Below are 18,869 nucleotides of genomic sequence, written 5' to 3' on the forward strand. Positions count from 1 at the left end.
ACCGGCGGCCCAAAGCTACCCGTCAGCCCCTTGGACAGGGAGCGCTATCTTCGGAGGCCATGCGCTTCCGACCACGGAGCATCGAGACCCGCATCGCCACGGTCACCATGGTGCGGCCGGGTTTCATCGAACAACGGTACAAGCATGGCGAGCGGATCGACCTGCCCGGTTTCGCGGAGAACAAGCGCGCGCGCCTCGAACTGGCCCAGGGCATGCCGTGCGTCATGCTCAGCATCATCCCCCGGGACATGGACTTCGACATGGAGGTCACGGGCGTGGACCACTTCGGTCCGGAGCGCGGGCAGGACACCCTTAGGGCCTTGGCGGTGGTGGTGCACGACAGCATGGCGGAGATGGTCACCAAGCTGTTCTTCACCTATTTCCCCACGGTGTTCCGCACGCGCGTGTTCAACGACGAGGCCGAGGCGCGCCGGTGGTTGCAGCTTCAGTTGGCGGAGGTGATCCAGGAGGAGGGCTGATCGCCGCCCGCTTCACTGGAGCACCAACCGGAGCGTGGCGCTCTGACCATCGGGCCACCGCGCCTGCACCAGGTGGAGGCCCGGTCGCATCCCGGCCGTGGGGAGCAGGGCCGTTCCAGAAGGCGCCCTCGTGGCATACAGGACGCGACCAAGGCCATCGGTCACGGAGACGTCCACCGGGCCTGAGCCGCGCAGCTTCAACTCCACGGGCCCTCCTTCGGTGCTTACCGGGTTGGTGGTCACGTGGAGCCCGTCCTCCTGTCCGGCAGGGTCCATGGGCAGGCCCAGGCCACCGGGCAACTGGCAGAGGATCACACAGGGCACCCCGTTGGAGTCCCACATCGTGATGGAGCAGGGTGTGGAGCAGAGGTTCGTGTACACCGTGTCGTTGGACACCCAGAACGGCGGCCAGCCCCACGGGGACACGGCACAGCCGGACGGGATCACGTCATACAGGTATGGAGCTGAACAGCCGACGGGGTACAACGCACTGGCCGGGCCGAAGGCCCCGAGCCCATCGCAGCCGTTGGTCGGCGGGATCACATAGTAGGTGTTGAGGGTCACTTGGGCCTGGGTCATCATCCCGAACAGGAATACGAGCACGAACGCGAAGGGGTGCTTCATGACGTGAAGCTACCGGACGCGCACCCGCACCAGTGCCCCGATCGGCACCGATGATGAACACGCGATCGTGCAACGTCTACTTGTACGCCGGGATCCCGGTCACCTCTGCACCGGTGATCAACAGGTGGATGTCGTGCGTGCCTTCATAGGTCACCACGCTTTCCAGGTTCATCATGTGGCGCATGATGGGGTATTCGTTGGTGATGCCCATGCCGCCGAGGATCTGGCGCGCCTCCCGCGCCACAGTGAGCGCGAGGTGCACGTTGTTCCGCTTGGCCATGCTGATCTGCTGCGTGGTGGCGCGGCCCTCGCTGCGCAGCACGCCCAGGCGCCAGGTGAGGAGCTGGGCCTTGGTGATCTCCGTGATCATCTCGGCCAGCTTCTTCTGCGTGAGCTGGAAGGCACCGATGGGCTTGCCGAACTGGATGCGCTGCTTGCTGTAGCGCAGGGCCACATCGTAGCACTCCATGGCCACGCCGAGGGTGCCCCACGCGATGCCGTAACGAGCGCTGTCCAGGCAGCCCATGGGTGCGCCCAAGCCGCTCTTGTTGGGAAGCAGGTTGCCCTTGGGCACCTTCACGTTGTCGAACACCAGCTCGCCGGTGGGGCTGGCGCGGAGGCTCAGCTTGCCGTGCGTGGTGGGCGTGGTGAAGCCCTCCATGCCGCGCTCCACGATGAGGCCATGGATGCGACCCTCGGTGTTCTCGGCCTTGGCCCACACGATCGCGAGGTCGGCGAAGGGCGCGTTGCTGATCCACATCTTGGCGCCGTTCAGCAGGTAGTGATCGCCCATGTCCTTGAAGGTGGTGACCATGCCGCTGGGGTTGCTGCCGTAGTCGGGCTCGGTGAGGCCGAAGCAGCCGATCTTCTTGCCCTGCACCATGTCCGGCAGCCACTTCTTCTTCTGCTCCTCACTGCCGTACTTCCAGATGGGGTACATGGCCAATGAGCCTTGCACGCTGCACAGGCTGCGCAGGCCGCTGTCGCAGCGCTCGATCTCCTGCATGATGAGGCCGTAGCTGATCTGGTCCAGCCCGGGGCCGCCGTATTCCTCCGGTACAAAGGGGCCGAAGGCGCCGATCTCCGCCAGCCCGGGGATGATGTCCTTGCTGAACTCGGCCTTCTCGAAACGCTCCTCGATGATGGGCTTGAGGTGCTTGCTCACGTGCTTGCGCGCCGTGTCGCGGATCAGCTTCTGTTCCTCGGTGAGCAGTTCGTCCACCAAGTAGTGGTCGTGGTGTTGGAAGAGGTCGGTGGCGGCCTTGGTGGCGGTGCCGTTGGCGGAAGTGGTGGACATGCTGCGGGGGTGTTCGCGGTGTCGGCCTGGCCGTTCACCGGGGCTGCAAAAGTAGCACGCCCACCCCCGGCGCCGCCGGATACCTTTGCCCGCCGGCCATGGGTGAACCGCGGATCCACGACCCCTTGAGCGCCGATTGGGTGGTGCTGGTGCTGCTGGCCGTGCTGGTGCAGCTGGCCTGGACGAACGTCGTGTCGCCCCGCAAATGGGGCCTGATCCTCAACGGGGCGTTCGGCGCTCGCATCAGTCGGCGGAGCCTGCGCGAGGACATCGACCTGCAGGACCGCTCGATGTTGGGGCTGCTGGTGGCGTTGCTGGCGGGCCTGGGGTTGTTCCTGCATCAGGCACTGGTGATGCGCGGCATCGCGGATGCGGGTCCGGTGGGCTACTTCGGGGTGGTGGCCCTGCTGGTGCTGGTGGTGCTCGCGCAGGTGTTCGTGCTCCGGTTGGTGGGATGGCTCTTCCAGGGCGACGGTGGCCTGCAGGAGTACATCTACGTTCTGGTGATCGATCACCTGGTGCTGGGGGCGGCCTTGCTGCCCGTGGCGGTGTTGGTGGCCTTTCGGCCGGAAATGCGGTTCGTACTGCTGCCGACGGGCGGGGTGATCGCCTCGGCGATCGTGCTCCTCCGGTGGGGCCGGGCGGGGCTCATCGGGCGATCGGCGGGGGTCCCGCTCAGGCACATTTTCCTGTACCTTTGCGCCGCCGAGAGCCTGCCTGTGTTCCTCGTGCTCCAGACCCTTCAGCGTTCCGGCCCATCCGTGTTCCAACTTCACTAACCGAGCGGCCTTGAAGATCAAGACCATCCTCGTTTCGCAGCCGGAACCCACGGACGTCAAGTCCCCCTACCACGAGCTCGGCAGGAAGTACGGCCTGAAGATCGACTTCAAGCCGTTCATCAAGGTGGAGGCCGTTCCTGCGCAGGACTTCCGGCAGGAGCGCATCAACATCCTGGACCACTCGGCCATCGTGCTCACCAGCCGTAATGCGGTGGACCATTTCTTCCGGATGTGCAAGGAGCTTCGGCTCACGGTGCCGGAAAGCATGAAGTACTTCTGCGTCAGCGAGAGCGTGGCGTACTACGTGCAGAAGTACATCGTGTACCGCAAACGCAAGGTCTTCATCGGCAAGAACACGTTCCAGGACCTGCTGGACGTGATCAAGAAGCACAAGGACGAGGTGTACCTGGTGCCGTGCAGCGACATCCAGAAGGCGGAGATCCCCGCGCTGCTGGACAAGGCGGGGGTGAAGTACACCAACGCGGTGTTCTACCGCACGGTGGCCAGCGACCTCAGCGACCTGAAGAACCTGAAGTACGACATGCTGGTGTTCTTCAGCCCGGCGGGGATCGAGAGCCTGTTCAAGAACTTCCCGAAGTTCGACCAGAACGGCGCGGTCATCGCAGCGTTCGGCCCAACGACCAGCAAGGCGGTGCGCGATGCCGGTCTGCGGCTGGACATCGAGGCCCCCCTGCCGGAGGCCCCGAGCATGACGGGTGCCATCGAGCTGTACATCAAGAGGCTCGGCAAGAAGAAATAGGCCCCGGATGTCACGGGGCCAACGTCCCGGCCTTCCGGGCCGATCACGTCGGCATGGAGCGTCATACCTTCCCCAAGCAGGAGCGCCTTCGCGGCCGTCCGCGCATCCAGCGGCTCATCGCCGAGGGGCGCACGGTGCACGTTCCGCCCTTCCGCCTCACCGGCCTGTTCATGGAGCTCGATGCCCCCGTTCCAGCCCAGGTGGCCTTCGCCGTGCCGAAGCGCAACCTCCCGCGTGCAGTGGACCGCAACCGGGCCCGTCGGCGCATGCGCGAGGCCTACCGCCTGCACAAGCACATTTACCACGACCGGTTACGCCAGCTCGGCCGCTCATGCGGCTTGCTCTTCGTGCTGCAGGGCCGTGCCGTGCCGGCCTACGCCGAGGTGGAGGGTAAAATGATCCGCGCGCTGGACCGTTGGTTCAAGGAACATGCGTAGGCTGCTCATCACCGCCATGATCGGCCTCATCCGCCTTTACCAGTTCACCCTGTCGCCGTTGCTGCCCGGTGCGTGCCGATACACACCCAGCTGTAGCACCTACGGCGTGGAGGCCCTGCGCCGCCATGGTCCCTTCCGCGGCGGCTGGCTCACCCTCAAGCGCTTCCTATCTTGTCATCCTTGGGGCGGGCATGGCCACGACCCCGTTCCATGAAGCCTCATTCACCCATGAACGCACCCCGCACCCCCCGCCTGCGCACCTGGATCATCGGTGGCGCCTTGGCCGCTTCCGGCGCCCTCACCATCGCGGCGGGCGACAGCTACTTCGAGATCTCCAAGAACCTGGAGATCTTCACCGAGCTCTACAAGGAGCTCAACGTCTACTATGTCGAGGACACCAAGCCCGGCACGCTGATGAAGACGGGCATCGATGCGATGCTCTCCTCGCTCGACCCTTACACGCAGTACATCCCGGAAAGCGACATCGAGGAGTACCGCTTCCAGACCACGGGGCAGTACGGAGGCATCGGCGCGCTCATCAAGCGCCAGGGCGATGGCATGGTGATCAGCGAGCCGTATGAGGGCTTCCCTGCGGCGAAGGCGGGCATCTGGGCCGGCGACGAGATCCTGGAGGTGGATGGCCGGAAGGTGCGCGGCCTCGACACCGAGGAGGTGAGCAAGCTATTGAAGGGACAGGCCGGCACGCCGGTGCGCATGCTGCTCAAGCGGGGCACCGCCGAGCCGTCGGAGAAGCTGATCACGCGTGAGGAGATCAAGATCCCTGACGTGCCCTACAAGGGCATTGTGGACGCCACCCACATGGTGGGCTACATCAAGCTCAACAGCTTCACGCAGACCGCGAGCGCCGATGTGCGCAACGCCATGAAGCAGCTCAAGCAGGAGGGGGCGCGTCACCTCATCCTCGATCTGCGCGGCAATGGCGGCGGCCTGTTGCGCGAAGCGGTGAACATCGTCAACCTCTTCGTGCCCAAGAACGAGCCCGTGGTGGAGACCAAGGGCCGCATCGCCGAGTGGGACAAGAGCTACCGCACGCTCAGTGAGCCGGAGGACGCGACCATGCCACTGGTGGTGCTGGTCGATGGTGGCTCGGCCAGCGCCAGCGAGATCGTCAGCGGCGCGCTGCAGGACCTGGACCGTGCCGTCGTGGTGGGCGAGCGCACCTTCGGCAAGGGCCTCGTTCAGCAGACGCGCGACCTGTTCTACAACAGCAAACTGAAGGTCACCGTGGCCAAGTACTACATCCCCAGCGGACGCTGCATCCAGAAGCTGGACTATGCGCACCGCGACAGCAGCGGCAAGGCCACCGTGCGCACGGACACGAACCTCGTGGCCTTCAAGACCCGCAATGGCCGCACGGTGTACGACGGGCGGGGCATCCTGCCCGATGTGCCCGTCACCGAACCCGAACTGGCCAAGGTGGTGGGCGGCCTCTATGCGGAGGACATCCTGTTCGATTTCGCCACGGACCACCGGCGCACGCACGACAGCATCGGCCCGCCCGAGCGGTTCACCATCAGCGACGAGCTCTATCACCGGTTCACGGAGTTCGCCCGGTCACGCAGCTTCACCTACGATACCGAGAGCATGGAGGCCTACGCGAAGCTCGAGGAGGTGGCACGCAAGGAGCGGTACTACGGCCATGCGCAGAAGGCCTTCGAGGAACTGAAGAAGGAGCTGGCGCCCGACCCGGCCGAGGAGCTCGACCTGTTCCGTACGGAGGTGGAGGAGATGCTGCGCAACGAGATCGTGTCCCGGTACGACCTGCAGACGGGCCGGGCCAAGGCGGCGCTCATCACCGACCCTTACGTGCAGGCCGCGGTGAAGGCCCTCACCGACGGTGGCTACAGCGGGATCCTGGCCGGCACCAAGCCCTGAGCTGATGCCGCGGATGGCCGCGGGGAACCCGGCGGAACGCTGGGTGCGGCGCTTCGGTCTGGTCCGCATGGCGGGCCTGTTCATCGCGGCGGCCGCCCTGCCATGGAACAATGTGCTGCTCAGCAATGCGCAGATCCTGATGCTGCTGGGCTGGCTGGGCGAGGGCTTGGCCGCCCGCGACATGGGGAGGCGCTTCCGCCAGGCGTTCACCGGTCCGTGGTCGCTGGCCTTCATCGCCACCTTTCTGCTGCACGCAGCAGGCATCGTCTGGTCCGAGGACCGCGCCTGGGCGTTCGACCTCACCCGCATCCTGCTCCCCGTGCTCGTCTTCGGGGTGGTGCTGTCCACCTCGCCGCCCATGGGGGAGCGGGCCATCCGCGATGTGCTGCGCACCGGGGCCTGGAGCGTGGTGGCCAGCACGGCGGTGTGCCTGGTCGTGGCGGGCGGCCACCTGCAGAGCGGTGACCATCGCGCGGTCAGCATCTTCATCAGCCATGTGCGGCTGGGGCTGCTCCTCGCCCTCGCCACCTGTGTGTTCATCCTGGACCGTCCGCCCCAGCAGTGGCTGCGCGCCGTGCATGGTCTCGGCGCGATGTGGGCCGTGGGCTTCCTGGTGGGGGTCGGCAGTCTCAGCGGCTTGAGCACCCTGGGCGTGGCGCTCGTGGTGCTGGCGTGGCGCGGCGTGGGCGGCGCCCGCCCGCCCGTCCGCTGGTCGGTCCGCGCGGCGCTGGTGCTGGCGCCTGGCGCAGCGCTGATGATCCTGTTCGGCATGCTCCGGCCGCGCCCGTACACCCCGCTGCGGGTCGAGGATCTCGGGGAACGCAGCGCCGGTGGCGAGCCGTACTACCACGATGTCGCCGACCCGCAATGGGAGAACGGACATCCGGTATGGGTGCATGTGGCCAAGGAGGAGCTTGCGCGGGGCTGGGCGCTCCGCAGTCGCCTCGGATTGTACGACAAGGACGACCGGGGCCAGGAACTGCGCGGCACACTGGTCCGCTACCTGGCCAGCAGGGGGCTGACCAAGGACTCCGTGGGTCTGCTGGCGCTCACCGACGAGGACGTGCGCCGCATCGAGCAGGGCATGCCGAGCGTACGCACCGGGCGCCAGCCGCTCCTGATGGCCCGTGTGGAACAACTGCGGATGGAGCTCGACCGCCATCGGGCCATCGGCGATCCGAACGGGCACAGCCTCACCATGCGGCTGGCCTATTGGCGGACGGGCTGGTGGATCGCACAGAGGCACCTGTGGACGGGTGTCGGCACGGGCGACACCCGTCCGGAGTTCGCACGCGCCTACGAGGAACTGCACAGCCCGCTGGATCCGGCCTGGCGCAACCGCGCGCACAACGAGTTCCTCACGCTGCTCATCAGCTTCGGCCTGCCGGGCCTGTTGTTCATCCTGGCCTGTTGGGTGGCGCCCGTGGTGGTGTTCCGTGCCTGGCGGCACCCGGTCTTCGCGGCGTGGGCGGCCATCTTCCTGGTGTCGTGCCTCACGGAGGACACCCTGGAGACCCAGACCGGGGCGACCTTCTTCGCCTTGTACGCCGCGCTATTCGTGTTCGGCGGGCGCTGGCTCAATGCGCAGGCAGGCCTTCAAGCAGCGCCAGCACACGCTCCGGAGCGATCCGCGTGATGCAGTCGCACGGCCGTCCTGCGCGGCATGTGGGGCAGTCCGGGTCATGCACCAATGCGTGGGCATCGCGGCCGATCGGGGCCCAACGCCCTGGATGGATGGGGCGACGGGGGGCGAACAGGCCCACGGCACGGATGCCGCACGCGGCAGCGATGTGCAACGGTCCCGTGCTTGCCGCCACCAGTCCATCCGCACTGCCGATGAGGGCCACCAGCTGCTCCAGGCTCAGTCGTCCACCGGCATCAAGGACCAGCGGATCGCTCCACGGAAGATGGGGGCGGTAGCGTTCAGCCTCCACAGCGGTGCCGGTGACCACCGTGCGGATGCCGAGCCGGTTCAGACCGCGCATCAGCGCAGCGAAGTTGTCCAGCCCCCATTCCACGGCGCTGCCCTGCGAACCCGGATGAAGGATCACTGTGCGCCCCGCGGTCGGGGCCAGGTCGGCCGGAAGGACCGTGTGCAGCGGCGCGCTGAAGCCGGTGCGTTCGCTCAGCTGCGCCAGGGAGGGCACACCTTCCAGGCCGAGCGGACGCAGCAGCATCGTGTTCAACTGGGCTTCGTGAAGCGGGCTCCGACGTCGGCTGAACGCCACACGATGCGTGCACGTGGTCCAGTGCCACCACCGGTGTGACGTCCCGATGCGCATGGGGATCCGGGCGGACCGCGCCCAGCGGGCCACGGCGCGGTGGGGGAACACATGCACCAACACATCGGCGCGCAGGTCGGAGAGCATGGACCCGGCTTCACCGGCCATCAGGTCCTCCAGGGTCAGCACCTGGTCCACATGGCTACAGCACCGCAGCACGGGTGCGGTGTAGTCGCGGCCGATGAACGTGATGCGCACGCCTGGGAACCGTTCCTTGAGCAGGCCCGCCATGGGCAGGGTGAGCATCACGTCACCGATGCTGTCCGGGCGGCTCAGGACGATGTGCTCAGGCGGGGGGCTCATGCTGAAGGGCGTGGAGCTTCGCATACTTCAGCCACACGGCCCGGGCGCTGAGGGTGGCGATGTGCCAGCCCGCTTTTCCATCGAGGAAGCCCGCCTGCAGCACGTAGCCTTGAAGGAACTTGGCCACGGGCGACAACCATCGCTTGACCGCTCCGGCGCGCCGGCCCGACCGGTGCAGCGCTTGGGCGTGCAGGTCGCTGTACCGTTCAATGCGCTCGCGGTGGGCGTCGAGGGAGGGATAGCTGTAGTGGAGCAGGTCACCTTCGAGCAGCTGCACGGGTGTTCCAAGGGCGAGCTCCAGCACTTCGTGCACATGGTCGCCGGTCCAGCGCGCCCCGTCTTTCGGGAAGAGCCGCGTCTTGGTATCAGGGTACCATCCACCGTGCCGCACCCAGGTGCCGCAGTAGTTGGTGAGCCGATGCATGCGGTAGGCGCCATGCGGTCCGTTGGCCTGCGCGTTCCGGATGGACCGGGCCAGCTCGGGGGAGGGCACTTCGTCGGCGTCCACGCTCAGGATGTAGGCTTGCGAAGCCAGGTCGTTCGCGAAGTTCTTCTGATCGCTGTAGTTGGTCCAGCGACGTGTCACCACGCGTGCGCCATGCGCCTCCGCGATCCGTCGGGTGCCGTCCGTGCTTTCGGCGTCCACCACCACCACGTCCTGCACCAGGCCGGAGAGGCCCTTCAGGCAGCGGGCGATGTTGGCCTCCTCGTTGCGTGTGATGATGACCGCCGAGATGCCCATCGGGCGGAAGTTAGCCGACCGTTACGGGCGCCCGATGCTCAGTGGGCCACCATCAACTTGCCACGGCCCAGCTCCCGCTCGTCCTGCACGGCCCGGTAGAAATACAGCCCGTCGGCCAGCCAGGCGGTGGTGAGCGTGATCCGACCGCTCGTGGAGCTCCGGCGTTCCACCACCTGTCCGGCGTTGTCGAGCAGCTCGATCGTCACCGGGCCCTGCCCGGTGGCGCCGTACACGTTGAAGAAGACATCGCGGTCCGCCGGGTCGGGGAAGTGCTGTACGATCACACCGGCGGAAAGCTCGGCGATGCCGGTGTTGGGGTCCAACAGGGTGACGCAGTAGTCCTCGGTCTCACCGAAATCATACCCGTCCTCACAGCCGGAGGTGGCGGCCTGATCGAACACCATGATCACCCGCATCCGGGTGCTGCCGGGAGTGGCCCAGGCGGGGATGTTGATGTTGCCATTCACGGTCCCGTTCGCCACCGGGGAGCTGTACACCAGCTCACCCGTGGTGGTGAAGGCGCCGTCCTGATCCAGGTCGACCCACACGGTGAAGTACTCGTCGTAGGCGAAGCCATCATAGCCCGGGGTGAGGGAGATGGGATAGCTGGCGCCCTGGTTCAGCGAAGTGGACTGCGCGGTGTGGTCGCCGTAGCCGCCATCCGTTCCGGTGGTGTGGTTGATGCTGCCGAGGGTGACGTTCGCGATCCACTCCTCGCTGGCATCATCGCTCTCCGAGGGGCAGAACGTGTTGTCCATACAGGCGCCGCAACCGGAGGTCTGAACGGTGATGGTGGCGCTCCAGGCCGTGGGAATCCCGTTGCACACGGACCGCACGCGCACATCATAGGCCGAGCAGGGCGTCAATCCGCTGATCTCGAAGCTGGTGTTGATGATGCCGGGATAGCTCGTCCAGTTGCCGGCTCCGGCGGGGCTCACTTCCACTTCATAGGACGATGCGGCCAGCACGGCGCTCCAGAACACGTTGGCGACGTTGTCCCCCGCGAAGCCCGCGCCAAGGCCGTCCGGCGGAGCGCAGCAGCCCTCGGTGGTCCAGGTGAACAGGGCGCTCGGGTCGCTGGTCAGTGTATCGCACTCGGCGATCACCTGGAATTCATACGGCGTGCAGGGAGTGAGCCCGGAGGCCATGAAGGCCAGGTTGATCAATCCGGCCTGGGTGGTCCAGGTGCTGCTGCCCACCGGGCGGTACTGCACGGTGAAGGGGCCGCTGGCGGTGCTGCCCCAGGAGAACATCACATCACCGATGGCGACGTTCTCGGCGTTGAGGTCGTAGGGCGGTGGGCAGGGGCCGCAACCGGCCATGATGGCCTGCAAACTGTTGAAGGCGTTGATGCGGCCGCCGGTGACGGTGTTGCCCGGCAGGTTGCCCACTTGGTCCACGCCTTCGAAGAGCTTGTCGCGCACGTACAGGGCAGCGGCCAGGGGATCGGCCTGGGCCAGTGCGCCGAGCGTGGCGCAGGGCGCGCTGTACAGCAGGGCGATGACCCCGGCGGTGAGCGGGCTGGCGAAGCTCGTGCCACTGGTGCTTCCCGTTCCACCACCCATGCTGGTGGTCACCACGTTCTCGCCCGGCGCGCCCACATCGATGGTGGTGGCGCCGAAGCCGCTGAAGGTGCGCAGGTCGTTGTTGTTCGTGGCGGTGACGCTCACCATGAAGGGGCTGGGGCAGGCCGTGGGCAGGTCGCCCTCCACGTCGATGTTGATGTTCTGGTTGGCCGTGGCGCCGCAGTTCAGCACGCCCGCCGTGCCGAGGGTGTCGTACATGGCGCACCAGAGCGGGGCGTCCGCCGGGTCGCCGAAGTCGATGCCCCAGCTGGCATTGGTGGCCACCACGAAGGCCCCCTTGTTGCCACCGGTCTGGTTGTAAAGGCGGCGCATCACCAGGGGATAGGTGTAGCTCGCCAGCACTTGGGCCTCGCTCACCCCCTGCCGGGTCACCACCATCATCTCCACGTTCCAGTTGGCGCCGCTCACGGAGGTGTTGTTGTTGCCCTTGGCCCCGATCATGCCGGCCACCTGGGTGCCGTGGCCCCCGCCGTACACGTTGTCGTTGTTGCCACCGGGGTTCCATCCGCGGTGGTCGTCCACGTACCCGTTGGCATCGTTGTCAATGCCGTCATTGGGGATCTCCAGGTGGTTGAACCAGGCGTTGCCGATCAGGTCGGGGTGGGGCAGGTCGGCGTTCTCGATGATGCACACCACGATCGTGTCGCCCGCAGCGGTCACCCCGCCGGTGGTGATGTCCCAGGCCAGGTCGCTGTCGATGTCGGCATCGTTGGGGTTCACGTGGTGCCACTGCTGCCCGAATTGCGGGTCGTTGGGCACCACGCGGTCGGTCACCACGTGGTTGTTCTGGGCCAGCAGGGTGGCGCGGTGGCGCTGCACGGCGCGCAGCATCACTGGCTGGGGCAGGGCGGGCTGATCGTAGTGGAGCATCCACGCGCGCAGCGGGGCGCTCACTTCCTCCACCACACGCAGGCCGGTGGGCAGGCCGTCCACCACGCGCAGGTCGTTGGCGATGGCGGCCGCATCGGCCCCGGGCTGGAGCATCACGAGCACATCGCCGGGGAGGTAGGCGGGCTGCTGGTCCTGCGCCGGCAGCAGGGCGGGGATCAACAGGGCCGTGGCGAGGGTGAGGAACAGGTTCTTCATGTCAGGGGCGTGGTACCGGGCCGCGAATGTACCCGATGGACGCCTGAACAACACCGATGGGCTGCCTGGGGATCGGACCTGCTGCGCCCTGACCTTGGAAGCCTGCGCCTACCCGTGCACGAACACCCGCTTCACCCGCTGGCTTACGGCGGTCAGCGCTTCGTACGGAATGGTGCCCATGTCCCGCGCATGGTCCACCAGCGGTCGTTCGGGGCCGAACACCGTCACCGGGTCACCGGGTTGGCAGGCGATGGCGGTGACGTCCACCATGCACATGTCCATGCAGATGCCGCCCACGAACGGTGCGGGTCGCCCGTGGATGCGCACATGGCCCACACCGTGGCCCAGGCTGCGGAACAGGCCGTCGGCATAGCCGATCGGCAGTACGGCGATGCGCTGGGGGGCCTGCACGCGATGGCGACGACCGTAGCCCACGCTGTCCCCGGCCTTCAGCTCCTTCACCTGGGCGATGGTGGTGAGCAGGCGCGCCGCGGGCCGGAGCTTGGCGCTCTCGGTGGCGTCGAAGCCCACGCCGTGCAGGCCGATGCCGGGCCGCACCAGGTCCAGGTGGGCCTCCGGGAAGCGGCTGATGCCGGCCGAGTTGGCGATGTGGCGTTTCGGCCGCTGCTTCAGCACGGCCTCCACCCGGTCGGCGGCGGTGGTGAAGCGGGCCAGCTGGTCGCGGGTGAAGGCATCGTGGGCCGGGTCCTCGCTGGCGGCGAAATGGCTGAACACGGTGCTCACCCGCAGGAAGGGAGCCTGCCGGAGCGCGTCGATGGCCGGTACCAAGTGGTCGGGGTCGAAGCCCAGGCGGTGCATGCCGGTGTCGATCTTCAGGTGCACTGGGGGGGCGTCGGCATGCGATCGGGCGTGGTCGATGGCCGTGTGCAGCGAGCGCAGGTCGTACACCACGGGTTCCAGGCGGAAGCGGTGCATCACCTCGAACGGCACGGGCTCGGGGTTCATCACCAGGATGGGCAGGGCGATGCCTTCCTGGCGCAGGGCGATGCCCTCGTCGGCGTAGGCCACGCCCAGCATGTCCACGCGTTCGTAGGCGAACAGGCGGGCCAGCTCGGTGGCGCCGCTGCCGTAGCCGAAGGCCTTCACCATGGCCAGCACGCCGGTGCCGGGCCGCAGCAGACCGCGGAAGTGGTTGAGGTTGTGCCGCACGGCCTCCAGATCGATCTCCAGCACCGTGCCGTGCACCTGCCGTTGCCAGCGTTCCACCACGCGCTCCAGGCCCAGGCTGCGGGCACCTTTCACCAGCACGGCGGCGTCGCGCAGGGCATCCGTGGGCACCTCGCGCAGCAGGGCGTCCGCATCGGGGAAGAAGCGGGCCTGCGGCCCGAACCGCGCGGCGTGGGCGGTGAGCTGGGGCCCCACCCCCAGCACACGCTCCACCCGGGCCCGGTGCAGCAGCCCGGCCACCCGTTCATACAGACCTGCGGGCGCTTCGCCGCTCTCGTGGATGTCGCCCAGCACCACGATCCGTTCCCGGCCGGTGGCGTGCGCGGCAAGATGGTCCAGGGCGATGGCCAGCGAGGCCGTATCGTTGCTGTAAGCGTCGTTGATCAGCAGGCTGCCGTTCACCCCGTCCACCAGTTCCAGACGCATGGCCACAGGGTGCAGCTGGGGAATGTGCTCTTGCAGCCAGGCTGGCGTTCGGCCCAGGTGCAACAGCAGCGTCATGCAGGTCATGGCGTTGGCCACGCTGGCATGGTCGTCGAAAGGCAGCTGCACGGTGAAGACCTCCGGGCCGTGGGCGATCGTGAGCCGGAGCCCGCCCTCCACGCGTTCCTCCCGGAGCAGGTGCAGGAAGGCCGATCCCTCCCGCGACCAGGTGCGCGTCAGCAGGTGCTGGTCGATATGCAGCTCCTTCACCGCCGCATGCAGCGTGGTGATGTCCTGCGGGTACACGAGCACCTGGGCATCGCGGAAGAGATCGAGCTTTTCAAGCGCCTTGGCCCGGTCATCGACGAAGTTCTCGCCGTGCGCGGGTCCCAGGCTGGTGAACACCCCGATGGTGGGGCGGATGATGGGTCGCAGACGGGCCATCTCCCCGGGCCGGCTGATGCCCGCCTCGAAGAGGCCGAGGCTGTGCCCCCCGCGCAGCCCCCACACGCTCAGCGGCACGCCCACCTGGCTGTTCCAGCTGCCGGGGCTGCGGGCGATGTGCTCCTCCCGACCCAGCAGCTGCGCGATCCACTCCTTCACCACGGTCTTCCCGTTGCTGCCCGTGATGCCCACCACGGGGCCATGGAACTGTCCGCGATGCCAGGCCGCCAGCCGTTGCAACGCGTCCAGGGTGTTGGGCACGAGGATGGTGTTCAGCCGTTCGCGCAGCTCGGGGGCCGGAAGCGCGCCCACCAGAGCATGTCCCACCCCGCGTTCCACCAGATCGGCCAAGTATCGATGCCCGTCGTGGCGTTCGCCCCGCAGGGCCACGAACAGCGTGTCGGGCAGCAGGTGCGGCCGGCGTGAATCCAGAACGAGCTCCGTCACGGGCCCATCGCCCAGCGGGGCGTGCAGGACCCCGCCCACGGCCTCGGCGATGCGGCTCAAGAGATGCGGGCCCATCATCGGCGGGCGGCCGCGTGGCGGGCCGGAGCGTCCTGGTCCAGGCGGGCCGCCTCGAAGCAGCCGCGGCACAAGGGCACGTAGCTGTCGGTCTCCCCGAGGTGGATGAGGTCGGTGCTGGCGTGCGTGCGGTGGCTGAAGGTGGCCAGCTGTCCGCAGTGCACACAGATGGCGTGCACCTTCGATACGTGCTCGGCGATGGCCATCAGATGGGGCATGGGGCCGAACGGCCGTCCTTGGAAGTCCATGTCCAGCCCGGCGGCGATCACGCGTACACCGCTGTTGGCCAGCTGCGCGCACACCTGTGGAAGGCCCTCGTCGAAGAACTGGGCCTCGTCGATGCCCACCACGTCGATGTCGGCGGCCAGCAGCAGCAGGTTGCTGCTGTTGGGCACCGGGGTGCTCCGGATGCTGGTGGCGTCGTGGCTCACCACTTCGGTGTCGGCGTAGCGCGTGTCCACGCTGGGTTTGAAGATCTCCACCTTCTGGCGGGCGAACTCCGCCCGGCGCAGTCGGCGGATCAGTTCCTCGGTCTTGCCGCTGAACATCGATCCGCAGATCACCTCGATCCAGCCCTTACCGGGGGCTTGGCTGCGGACGCGCTCCAGGAACATTGCGGCGGTGCCTAGGGGGACGGGGCGCATACGGGTTTGCACCCCGGCACGAAAATAGGCATCTTCGCGTTGGACCTTGGGCCATGCAGAAGGTGGAAGACAAGCGGTACAAGCGGATCCAGGACCTGGTGAAGGCCTTGATCGAGGCTGAGCGGGCGTTGGAGAAGGGGAGCTTGAACGTGGCCGGCCTGGAGCAGGCCTGCGATGACGCGCGTGAGCTGTACGAGCGTCTGGTGGTGCTTCGTCACAAGGCCCGCGAGGGTGAGCGACCGCAACCGCCGGCCGCGGCGCTGGCCCTGGCGGCCGAGCCGCCGGCCACGGTGCCCGCCCACGCGCCCAAGGAGGACCCAGCGCCGAGGGCGCCCGAGCCCCCCGCCACCCCGGTGATCCGTTTGGACACGCGTGCGGAGATCCGGCAGACCTCCCTGATCGACGCCATCGCCGAAACGGAAGGGACCCCCGCCCTGCCCCGGGGACAGAAGCCGGCGAAAGCAACGTCCGATCGTCCAAAGAGCGTGGCCGACAAGCTGGGTCAGGCCCCCATCCCCGACCTGGGCAAGGCCATCGCGCTCAGCCAGAAGTTCTGGTTCGTGGCGGAACTGTTCGGGGGCGACCGCGTGGCCTTTGAGCAGGGCGTCGAGACCATCAATGGCGCGCCCGGGGTTGATGAGGCACGCCGCTTGGTGGAGGAGCAGCTCACCCGGTTGAAGAAGGCCCCGGACCCCGAGGCGCTGCAGGCCTTCCTGGACCTCGTGGAACGTCGACACCGCTGATGCGCATCCTCCATCTTCCCCTCCTGGCGCTCGCGGCCCTGCCCGCTGCCGCACAGGACGCCGCCGCCGTGCTCGCCAACGCGCGCCGGTGGGTGGACACCCTCGCCTCGCCTGCGCTGCACGGTCGGGGCTATGTGAACGGCGGCGACAGCCTCGCCGCCGAGCTCATCGCCGCCGAGTTCGACCGCCTGGGCCTGCTCCGTGTCCGCGACAGCCGGTCCGAGCCCTTCAGCTTCACGGTGAACACCTTTCCGGACAGTGTGAAGCTCGCCGTGGACGGAGCACCCCTTCGGCCCGGCATCGACTTCCTCGTCGACCCCGGGTCCGGAAGCGCCAAGGGCCGCTATGACGTGGTGCACCTCACGCTCAACGACCTCGCCACACCGGAACGAAGGGCCATGACCATGGGCGTGGTCACCGGGCGGGCCATTGCCCTGCACCTACCCGTCGTTCGCGATGCCGATTCACTGGCCTTGGTGCGCGGTGTCCAGGATGAGCTGCTCCACTACGGCCCGGTGCTGCGCAGGTCGGCCGGGAAGCTCACCTGGGGCGTAGCTCAGCAAGCCGCACGCTTTCCGTTGCTGGAGCTCAGTGCCGAGGTGTGGAACGACAGCGCCACGACCATCGACCTGCGTGTGGCCAACCGGTTGCGCAAGCACAACGCGCGCAACGTGTGGGGCCTGGTGAAGGGTCGGAGCAGCAAGGAACTGGTGGTGGTCACGGCCCACTACGACCATCTGGGCCGGATGGGTCCCGACGTCCTCTTCCCCGGGGCCAATGACAACGCCAGCGGAGTGAGCATGCTGCTCAACCTGGCGGCGCGGTACGCCCGGGAGAAGCCGTGGTGCGATGTGCTCTTCATCGCGTTCGCCGGGGAGGAGGCCGGTCTGGTGGGCAGTGAGTGGTGCGCGGTGGACCGCGCGTTCGACCTTGGGGCCGTGAAGCTGCTGATCAACCTCGACCTCCTGGGCACCGGCGAGGAAGGGATCACCGTCGTGAACGCCACGGCGCACCAGGAGGTCTTCGATCGGATGGTGGCGGGCAACACGGCCAGTGGGCGGCTGGCGCAGGTGAAGCCCCGTGGACCGGCCTGCAACAGCGACCACTGCCCATTCGTGAAGCGCGGCGTGCCGGCCGTCTTCATCTACACCATGGGCGGCATCACCGCCTACCACGACGTGTTCGACCGTGCGGAGACCCTGCCGCTCACCGAGTATCACGACGTGTATCTCACCTTGGTGGACCTCATCAACGGGTTGAAGTGAGCGGCCGATTGACCGTGGTGCCGACCCCCATCGGCAACCTGGAGGACATCACCCTCCGCGCCCGGCGTGTGCTGGCGGAGGCGGACGCGGTGGTGGCCGAGGATACCCGGGTGAGCGGGCGTTTGCTACAGCACTTGGGCATCGCGCGACCGCTCCTCAGCTTCCATACCGTGAATGAGCACCGCATGGTGGAGCAGCTCATCGCACGGCTTGAACGAGGTGAGCACCTGGCGTTGGTGAGCGATGCCGGTACACCGGGCATCAGCGACCCGGGCTATCTGTTGGTGCGGGCCGCCCTGCGCGCCGACATCCCTGTGGAGTGCCTGCCCGGCGCCACGGCTTTCGTTCCTGCATTGGTGTGCAGCGGCCTGCCCTGCGAGCGCTTCGTGTTCGAGGGGTTCCTGCCCCAGAAGAAAGGACGGCGCACCCGCCTGGAAGCGCTGCGTGACGAACCCCGCACCATCGTGCTGTACGAGAGCCCCCACCGGATGCTGCGGTTGCTGGACGAACTGGCCGGGGTGCTGGGCCCGGACCGTCCCGCCTGTGCGAGCCGCGAGATCAGCAAGATGCACGAGGAGCACGTCCGTGGCAGTGTCGCACAGCTGCAGGCGCACTTCAGCGCGCACGCGCCGCGTGGCGAGTTCGTGGTGTGCGTGGGTGGAGCCTCATGAGCATCCTGCCCACCGCGGCCTGTTGATGCATCCGGAGGGAGCTTCATCCGGGGCCCGCCTCAAGCGAGTACTTTTCCACGGTGAAGATGTGGCGACCGCTGAAGGCCTGGTGCACGCTCTCCCTGCTTCCGGTCATCTCCGTGTTCCTCGCTGGCGCCGCGAAGGCACAGGTCGTTCTCTATCCTTCGATGGAAGCCTACCGGACCCGCGCGGGCGAAGCGGTGGGCGCCTTCGTGGAGCTCGTGCCTGCCGGGCGGGATCACCGCATCACGGTGGAAAAGGATGGTGCGCGGCGCGAGGTGGGGTGCTCCACGCTCTGGGGGTTCGGTTACGGCGACGTGGTCTATCGCATCAACCCTGATGAGCGCCATGCCCCGGTGCGCTTGTGGACGCACGGGGGCATCTGCTACTACGAGAACGGGCACGCCCACCTTCGCATGCAGCACGAGCGGCTGGAACAGGTCATGTTCGCCGAAGGCCAGGGCCATCGGTCCTACGTGAGCAAGGACCTGGAGGGCCCGATCGTGCCTGCGGTGTTCCGCGAAGGCGATGAGCGGTCGGCCAGTGGCAGGTTCCGTGCGGCGCATCCGCAGTACGCCCCCCTGTACACCTGCATCGGTGGTGCGGACGACCTGGACCGCACGCGCCAATGCGTGGTGGACTTCGAGGTGATGTTGGAGGGAGAGTAGCTCGCACCG

At 67.4% G+C, this 18,869-nt stretch carries 18 protein-coding genes; 11 read left to right on the forward strand and 7 right to left on the reverse strand.

The genetic code is table 11. From position 1 onward, the window contains the following. Positions 1–59 precede the first annotated feature (59 nt). Positions 60–479, forward strand: coding sequence for an STAS/SEC14 domain-containing protein (locus IPJ87_15550; protein MBK7943264.1), 420 nt, complete (start codon positions 60–62; stop codon positions 477–479). Positions 480–491: 12 nt separating this feature from the next. On the opposite strand, the gene IPJ87_15555 is transcribed toward IPJ87_15550, so the two are convergent. Both IPJ87_15555 and IPJ87_15560 read right to left on the reverse strand, forming a co-directional pair. Beyond that, positions 492–1,103: a hypothetical protein gene (locus IPJ87_15555; GenBank protein MBK7943265.1), complete on the reverse strand. Its 612-nt coding sequence runs from the start codon at positions 1,101–1,103 to the stop codon at positions 492–494. A 76-nt stretch (positions 1,104–1,179) separates the two neighbouring features. Beyond that, entirely contained in the window at positions 1,180–2,400 is a 1,221-nt protein-coding gene (locus tag IPJ87_15560; protein MBK7943266.1) for an acyl-CoA dehydrogenase family protein, read from the reverse strand. A 98-nt stretch (positions 2,401–2,498) separates the two neighbouring features. Here IPJ87_15560 and IPJ87_15565 point away from each other — a divergent pair, with 98 nt between their 5' ends. The 6 genes from IPJ87_15565 to IPJ87_15590 are packed head-to-tail and all read left to right on the forward strand — an operon-like array spanning position 2,499 to position 7,908. Continuing rightward, a complete protein-coding gene (locus tag IPJ87_15565; protein ID MBK7943267.1) occupies positions 2,499–3,179 on the forward strand; it encodes a DUF4271 domain-containing protein in 681 nt (226 codons plus the stop codon). A 10-nt stretch (positions 3,180–3,189) separates the two neighbouring features. Beyond that, positions 3,190–3,939: a uroporphyrinogen-III synthase gene (locus tag IPJ87_15570; GenBank protein MBK7943268.1), complete on the forward strand. Its 750-nt coding sequence runs from the start codon at positions 3,190–3,192 to the stop codon at positions 3,937–3,939. A 53-nt stretch (positions 3,940–3,992) separates the two neighbouring features. After that, entirely contained in the window at positions 3,993–4,376 is a 384-nt protein-coding gene (locus IPJ87_15575) for a ribonuclease P protein component (protein ID MBK7943269.1), read from the forward strand. Beyond that, positions 4,369–4,590, forward strand: coding sequence for a membrane protein insertion efficiency factor YidD (gene yidD / locus IPJ87_15580; protein MBK7943270.1), 222 nt, complete (start codon positions 4,369–4,371; stop codon positions 4,588–4,590). The genes IPJ87_15575 and yidD overlap by 8 nt, the downstream gene beginning before the upstream one ends. A gap of 14 nt (positions 4,591–4,604) precedes the next feature. Next, complete coding sequence (locus IPJ87_15585) at positions 4,605–6,272, forward strand: S41 family peptidase (protein ID MBK7943271.1); 1,668 nt, start codon at positions 4,605–4,607, stop codon at positions 6,270–6,272. Between the two features lie 4 nt (positions 6,273–6,276). Beyond that, positions 6,277–7,908 carry an O-antigen ligase family protein gene (locus IPJ87_15590; protein ID MBK7943272.1) on the forward strand — a complete coding sequence of 544 codons (1,632 nt, stop codon included), beginning with the start codon at positions 6,277–6,279 and terminating at the stop codon, positions 7,906–7,908. Here the strand turns inward: IPJ87_15590 and IPJ87_15595 are convergent. The 5 genes from IPJ87_15595 to IPJ87_15615 form a co-directional block, all read right to left on the reverse strand. Continuing rightward, complete coding sequence (locus IPJ87_15595; GenBank protein MBK7943273.1) at positions 7,850–8,857, reverse strand: glycosyltransferase family 9 protein; 1,008 nt, start codon at positions 8,855–8,857, stop codon at positions 7,850–7,852. The two genes, IPJ87_15590 and IPJ87_15595, sit on opposite strands and share 59 nt — an antisense overlap. Beyond that, the gene (locus IPJ87_15600) at positions 8,841–9,599 is read right to left on the reverse strand and encodes a glycosyltransferase family 2 protein (GenBank protein ID MBK7943274.1); all 759 of its coding nucleotides are present in this window, start codon (positions 9,597–9,599) and stop codon (positions 8,841–8,843) included. Before IPJ87_15600 ends, IPJ87_15595 begins: the two co-directional genes overlap by 17 nt. Before the next feature lie 38 nt (positions 9,600–9,637). Further along, positions 9,638–12,271 (reverse strand): S8 family serine peptidase, encoded by a 2,634-nt coding sequence (locus IPJ87_15605; GenBank protein ID MBK7943275.1) that lies wholly within the window; start codon positions 12,269–12,271, stop codon positions 9,638–9,640. 108 nt (positions 12,272–12,379) lie between these two features. Next, positions 12,380–14,833, reverse strand: a complete 2,454-nt coding sequence (locus IPJ87_15610; protein ID MBK7943276.1) for a bifunctional UDP-N-acetylmuramoyl-tripeptide:D-alanyl-D-alanine ligase/alanine racemase — start codon at positions 14,831–14,833, stop codon at positions 12,380–12,382. 14 nt (positions 14,834–14,847) lie between these two features. After that, positions 14,848–15,462 (reverse strand): thymidine kinase, encoded by a 615-nt coding sequence (locus IPJ87_15615; GenBank protein MBK7943277.1) that lies wholly within the window; start codon positions 15,460–15,462, stop codon positions 14,848–14,850. Positions 15,463–15,545: 83 nt separating this feature from the next. On the opposite strand from IPJ87_15615, the gene IPJ87_15620 reads away from it, so the two are divergent. The 4 genes from IPJ87_15620 to IPJ87_15635 all read left to right on the forward strand — a co-directional run bounded on the left by IPJ87_15620 (position 15,546) and on the right by IPJ87_15635 (position 18,860). Next, positions 15,546–16,235: a hypothetical protein gene (locus IPJ87_15620; protein ID MBK7943278.1), complete on the forward strand. Its 690-nt coding sequence runs from the start codon at positions 15,546–15,548 to the stop codon at positions 16,233–16,235. Continuing rightward, positions 16,235–17,500 (forward strand): M28 family peptidase, encoded by a 1,266-nt coding sequence (locus IPJ87_15625; GenBank protein ID MBK7943279.1) that lies wholly within the window; start codon positions 16,235–16,237, stop codon positions 17,498–17,500. The genes IPJ87_15620 and IPJ87_15625 overlap by 1 nt, the downstream gene beginning before the upstream one ends. Then, a complete protein-coding gene (rsmI, locus tag IPJ87_15630) occupies positions 17,497–18,171 on the forward strand; it encodes a 16S rRNA (cytidine(1402)-2'-O)-methyltransferase (protein MBK7943280.1) in 675 nt (224 codons plus the stop codon). The genes IPJ87_15625 and rsmI overlap by 4 nt, the downstream gene beginning before the upstream one ends. 86 nt (positions 18,172–18,257) lie before the next feature. Beyond that, positions 18,258–18,860: a hypothetical protein gene (locus IPJ87_15635; protein ID MBK7943281.1), complete on the forward strand. Its 603-nt coding sequence runs from the start codon at positions 18,258–18,260 to the stop codon at positions 18,858–18,860. The last annotated feature ends 9 nt before the right edge of the window (positions 18,861–18,869 follow it).

It is taken from the genome of Flavobacteriales bacterium (genome assembly GCA_016713875.1).
Lineage (GTDB): Bacteria > Bacteroidota > Bacteroidia > Flavobacteriales_F > PHOS-HE28 > PHOS-HE28.

Bases quoted from the DNA above. Each gene is read 5' to 3' on its own strand.
- IPJ87_15560 (MBK7943266.1), bottom strand. From the start codon at position 2,400: ATGTCCACCACTTCCGCCAACGGCACCGCCACCAAGGCCGCCACCGAC.
- IPJ87_15620 (MBK7943278.1), top strand. From the start codon at position 15,546: ATGCAGAAGGTGGAAGACAAGCGGTACAAGCGGATCCAGGACCTGGTG.
- IPJ87_15595 (MBK7943273.1), bottom strand. From the start codon at position 8,857: ATGAGCCCCCCGCCTGAGCACATCGTCCTGAGCCGCCCGGACAGCATC.
- yidD (MBK7943270.1), top strand. From the start codon at position 4,369: ATGCGTAGGCTGCTCATCACCGCCATGATCGGCCTCATCCGCCTTTAC.
- IPJ87_15575 (MBK7943269.1), top strand. From the start codon at position 3,993: ATGGAGCGTCATACCTTCCCCAAGCAGGAGCGCCTTCGCGGCCGTCCG.
- IPJ87_15600 (MBK7943274.1), bottom strand. From the start codon at position 9,599: ATGGGCATCTCGGCGGTCATCATCACACGCAACGAGGAGGCCAACATC.
- IPJ87_15635 (MBK7943281.1), top strand. From the start codon at position 18,258: ATGTGGCGACCGCTGAAGGCCTGGTGCACGCTCTCCCTGCTTCCGGTC.
- IPJ87_15555 (MBK7943265.1), bottom strand. From the start codon at position 1,103: ATGAAGCACCCCTTCGCGTTCGTGCTCGTATTCCTGTTCGGGATGATG.
- IPJ87_15585 (MBK7943271.1), top strand. From the start codon at position 4,605: ATGAACGCACCCCGCACCCCCCGCCTGCGCACCTGGATCATCGGTGGC.
- IPJ87_15605 (MBK7943275.1), bottom strand. From the start codon at position 12,271: ATGAAGAACCTGTTCCTCACCCTCGCCACGGCCCTGTTGATCCCCGCC.
- IPJ87_15615 (MBK7943277.1), bottom strand. From the start codon at position 15,462: ATGTTCCTGGAGCGCGTCCGCAGCCAAGCCCCCGGTAAGGGCTGGATC.
- IPJ87_15590 (MBK7943272.1), top strand. From the start codon at position 6,277: ATGCCGCGGATGGCCGCGGGGAACCCGGCGGAACGCTGGGTGCGGCGC.
- IPJ87_15550 (MBK7943264.1), top strand. From the start codon at position 60: ATGCGCTTCCGACCACGGAGCATCGAGACCCGCATCGCCACGGTCACC.
- IPJ87_15625 (MBK7943279.1), top strand. From the start codon at position 16,235: ATGCGCATCCTCCATCTTCCCCTCCTGGCGCTCGCGGCCCTGCCCGCT.
- IPJ87_15565 (MBK7943267.1), top strand. From the start codon at position 2,499: ATGGGTGAACCGCGGATCCACGACCCCTTGAGCGCCGATTGGGTGGTG.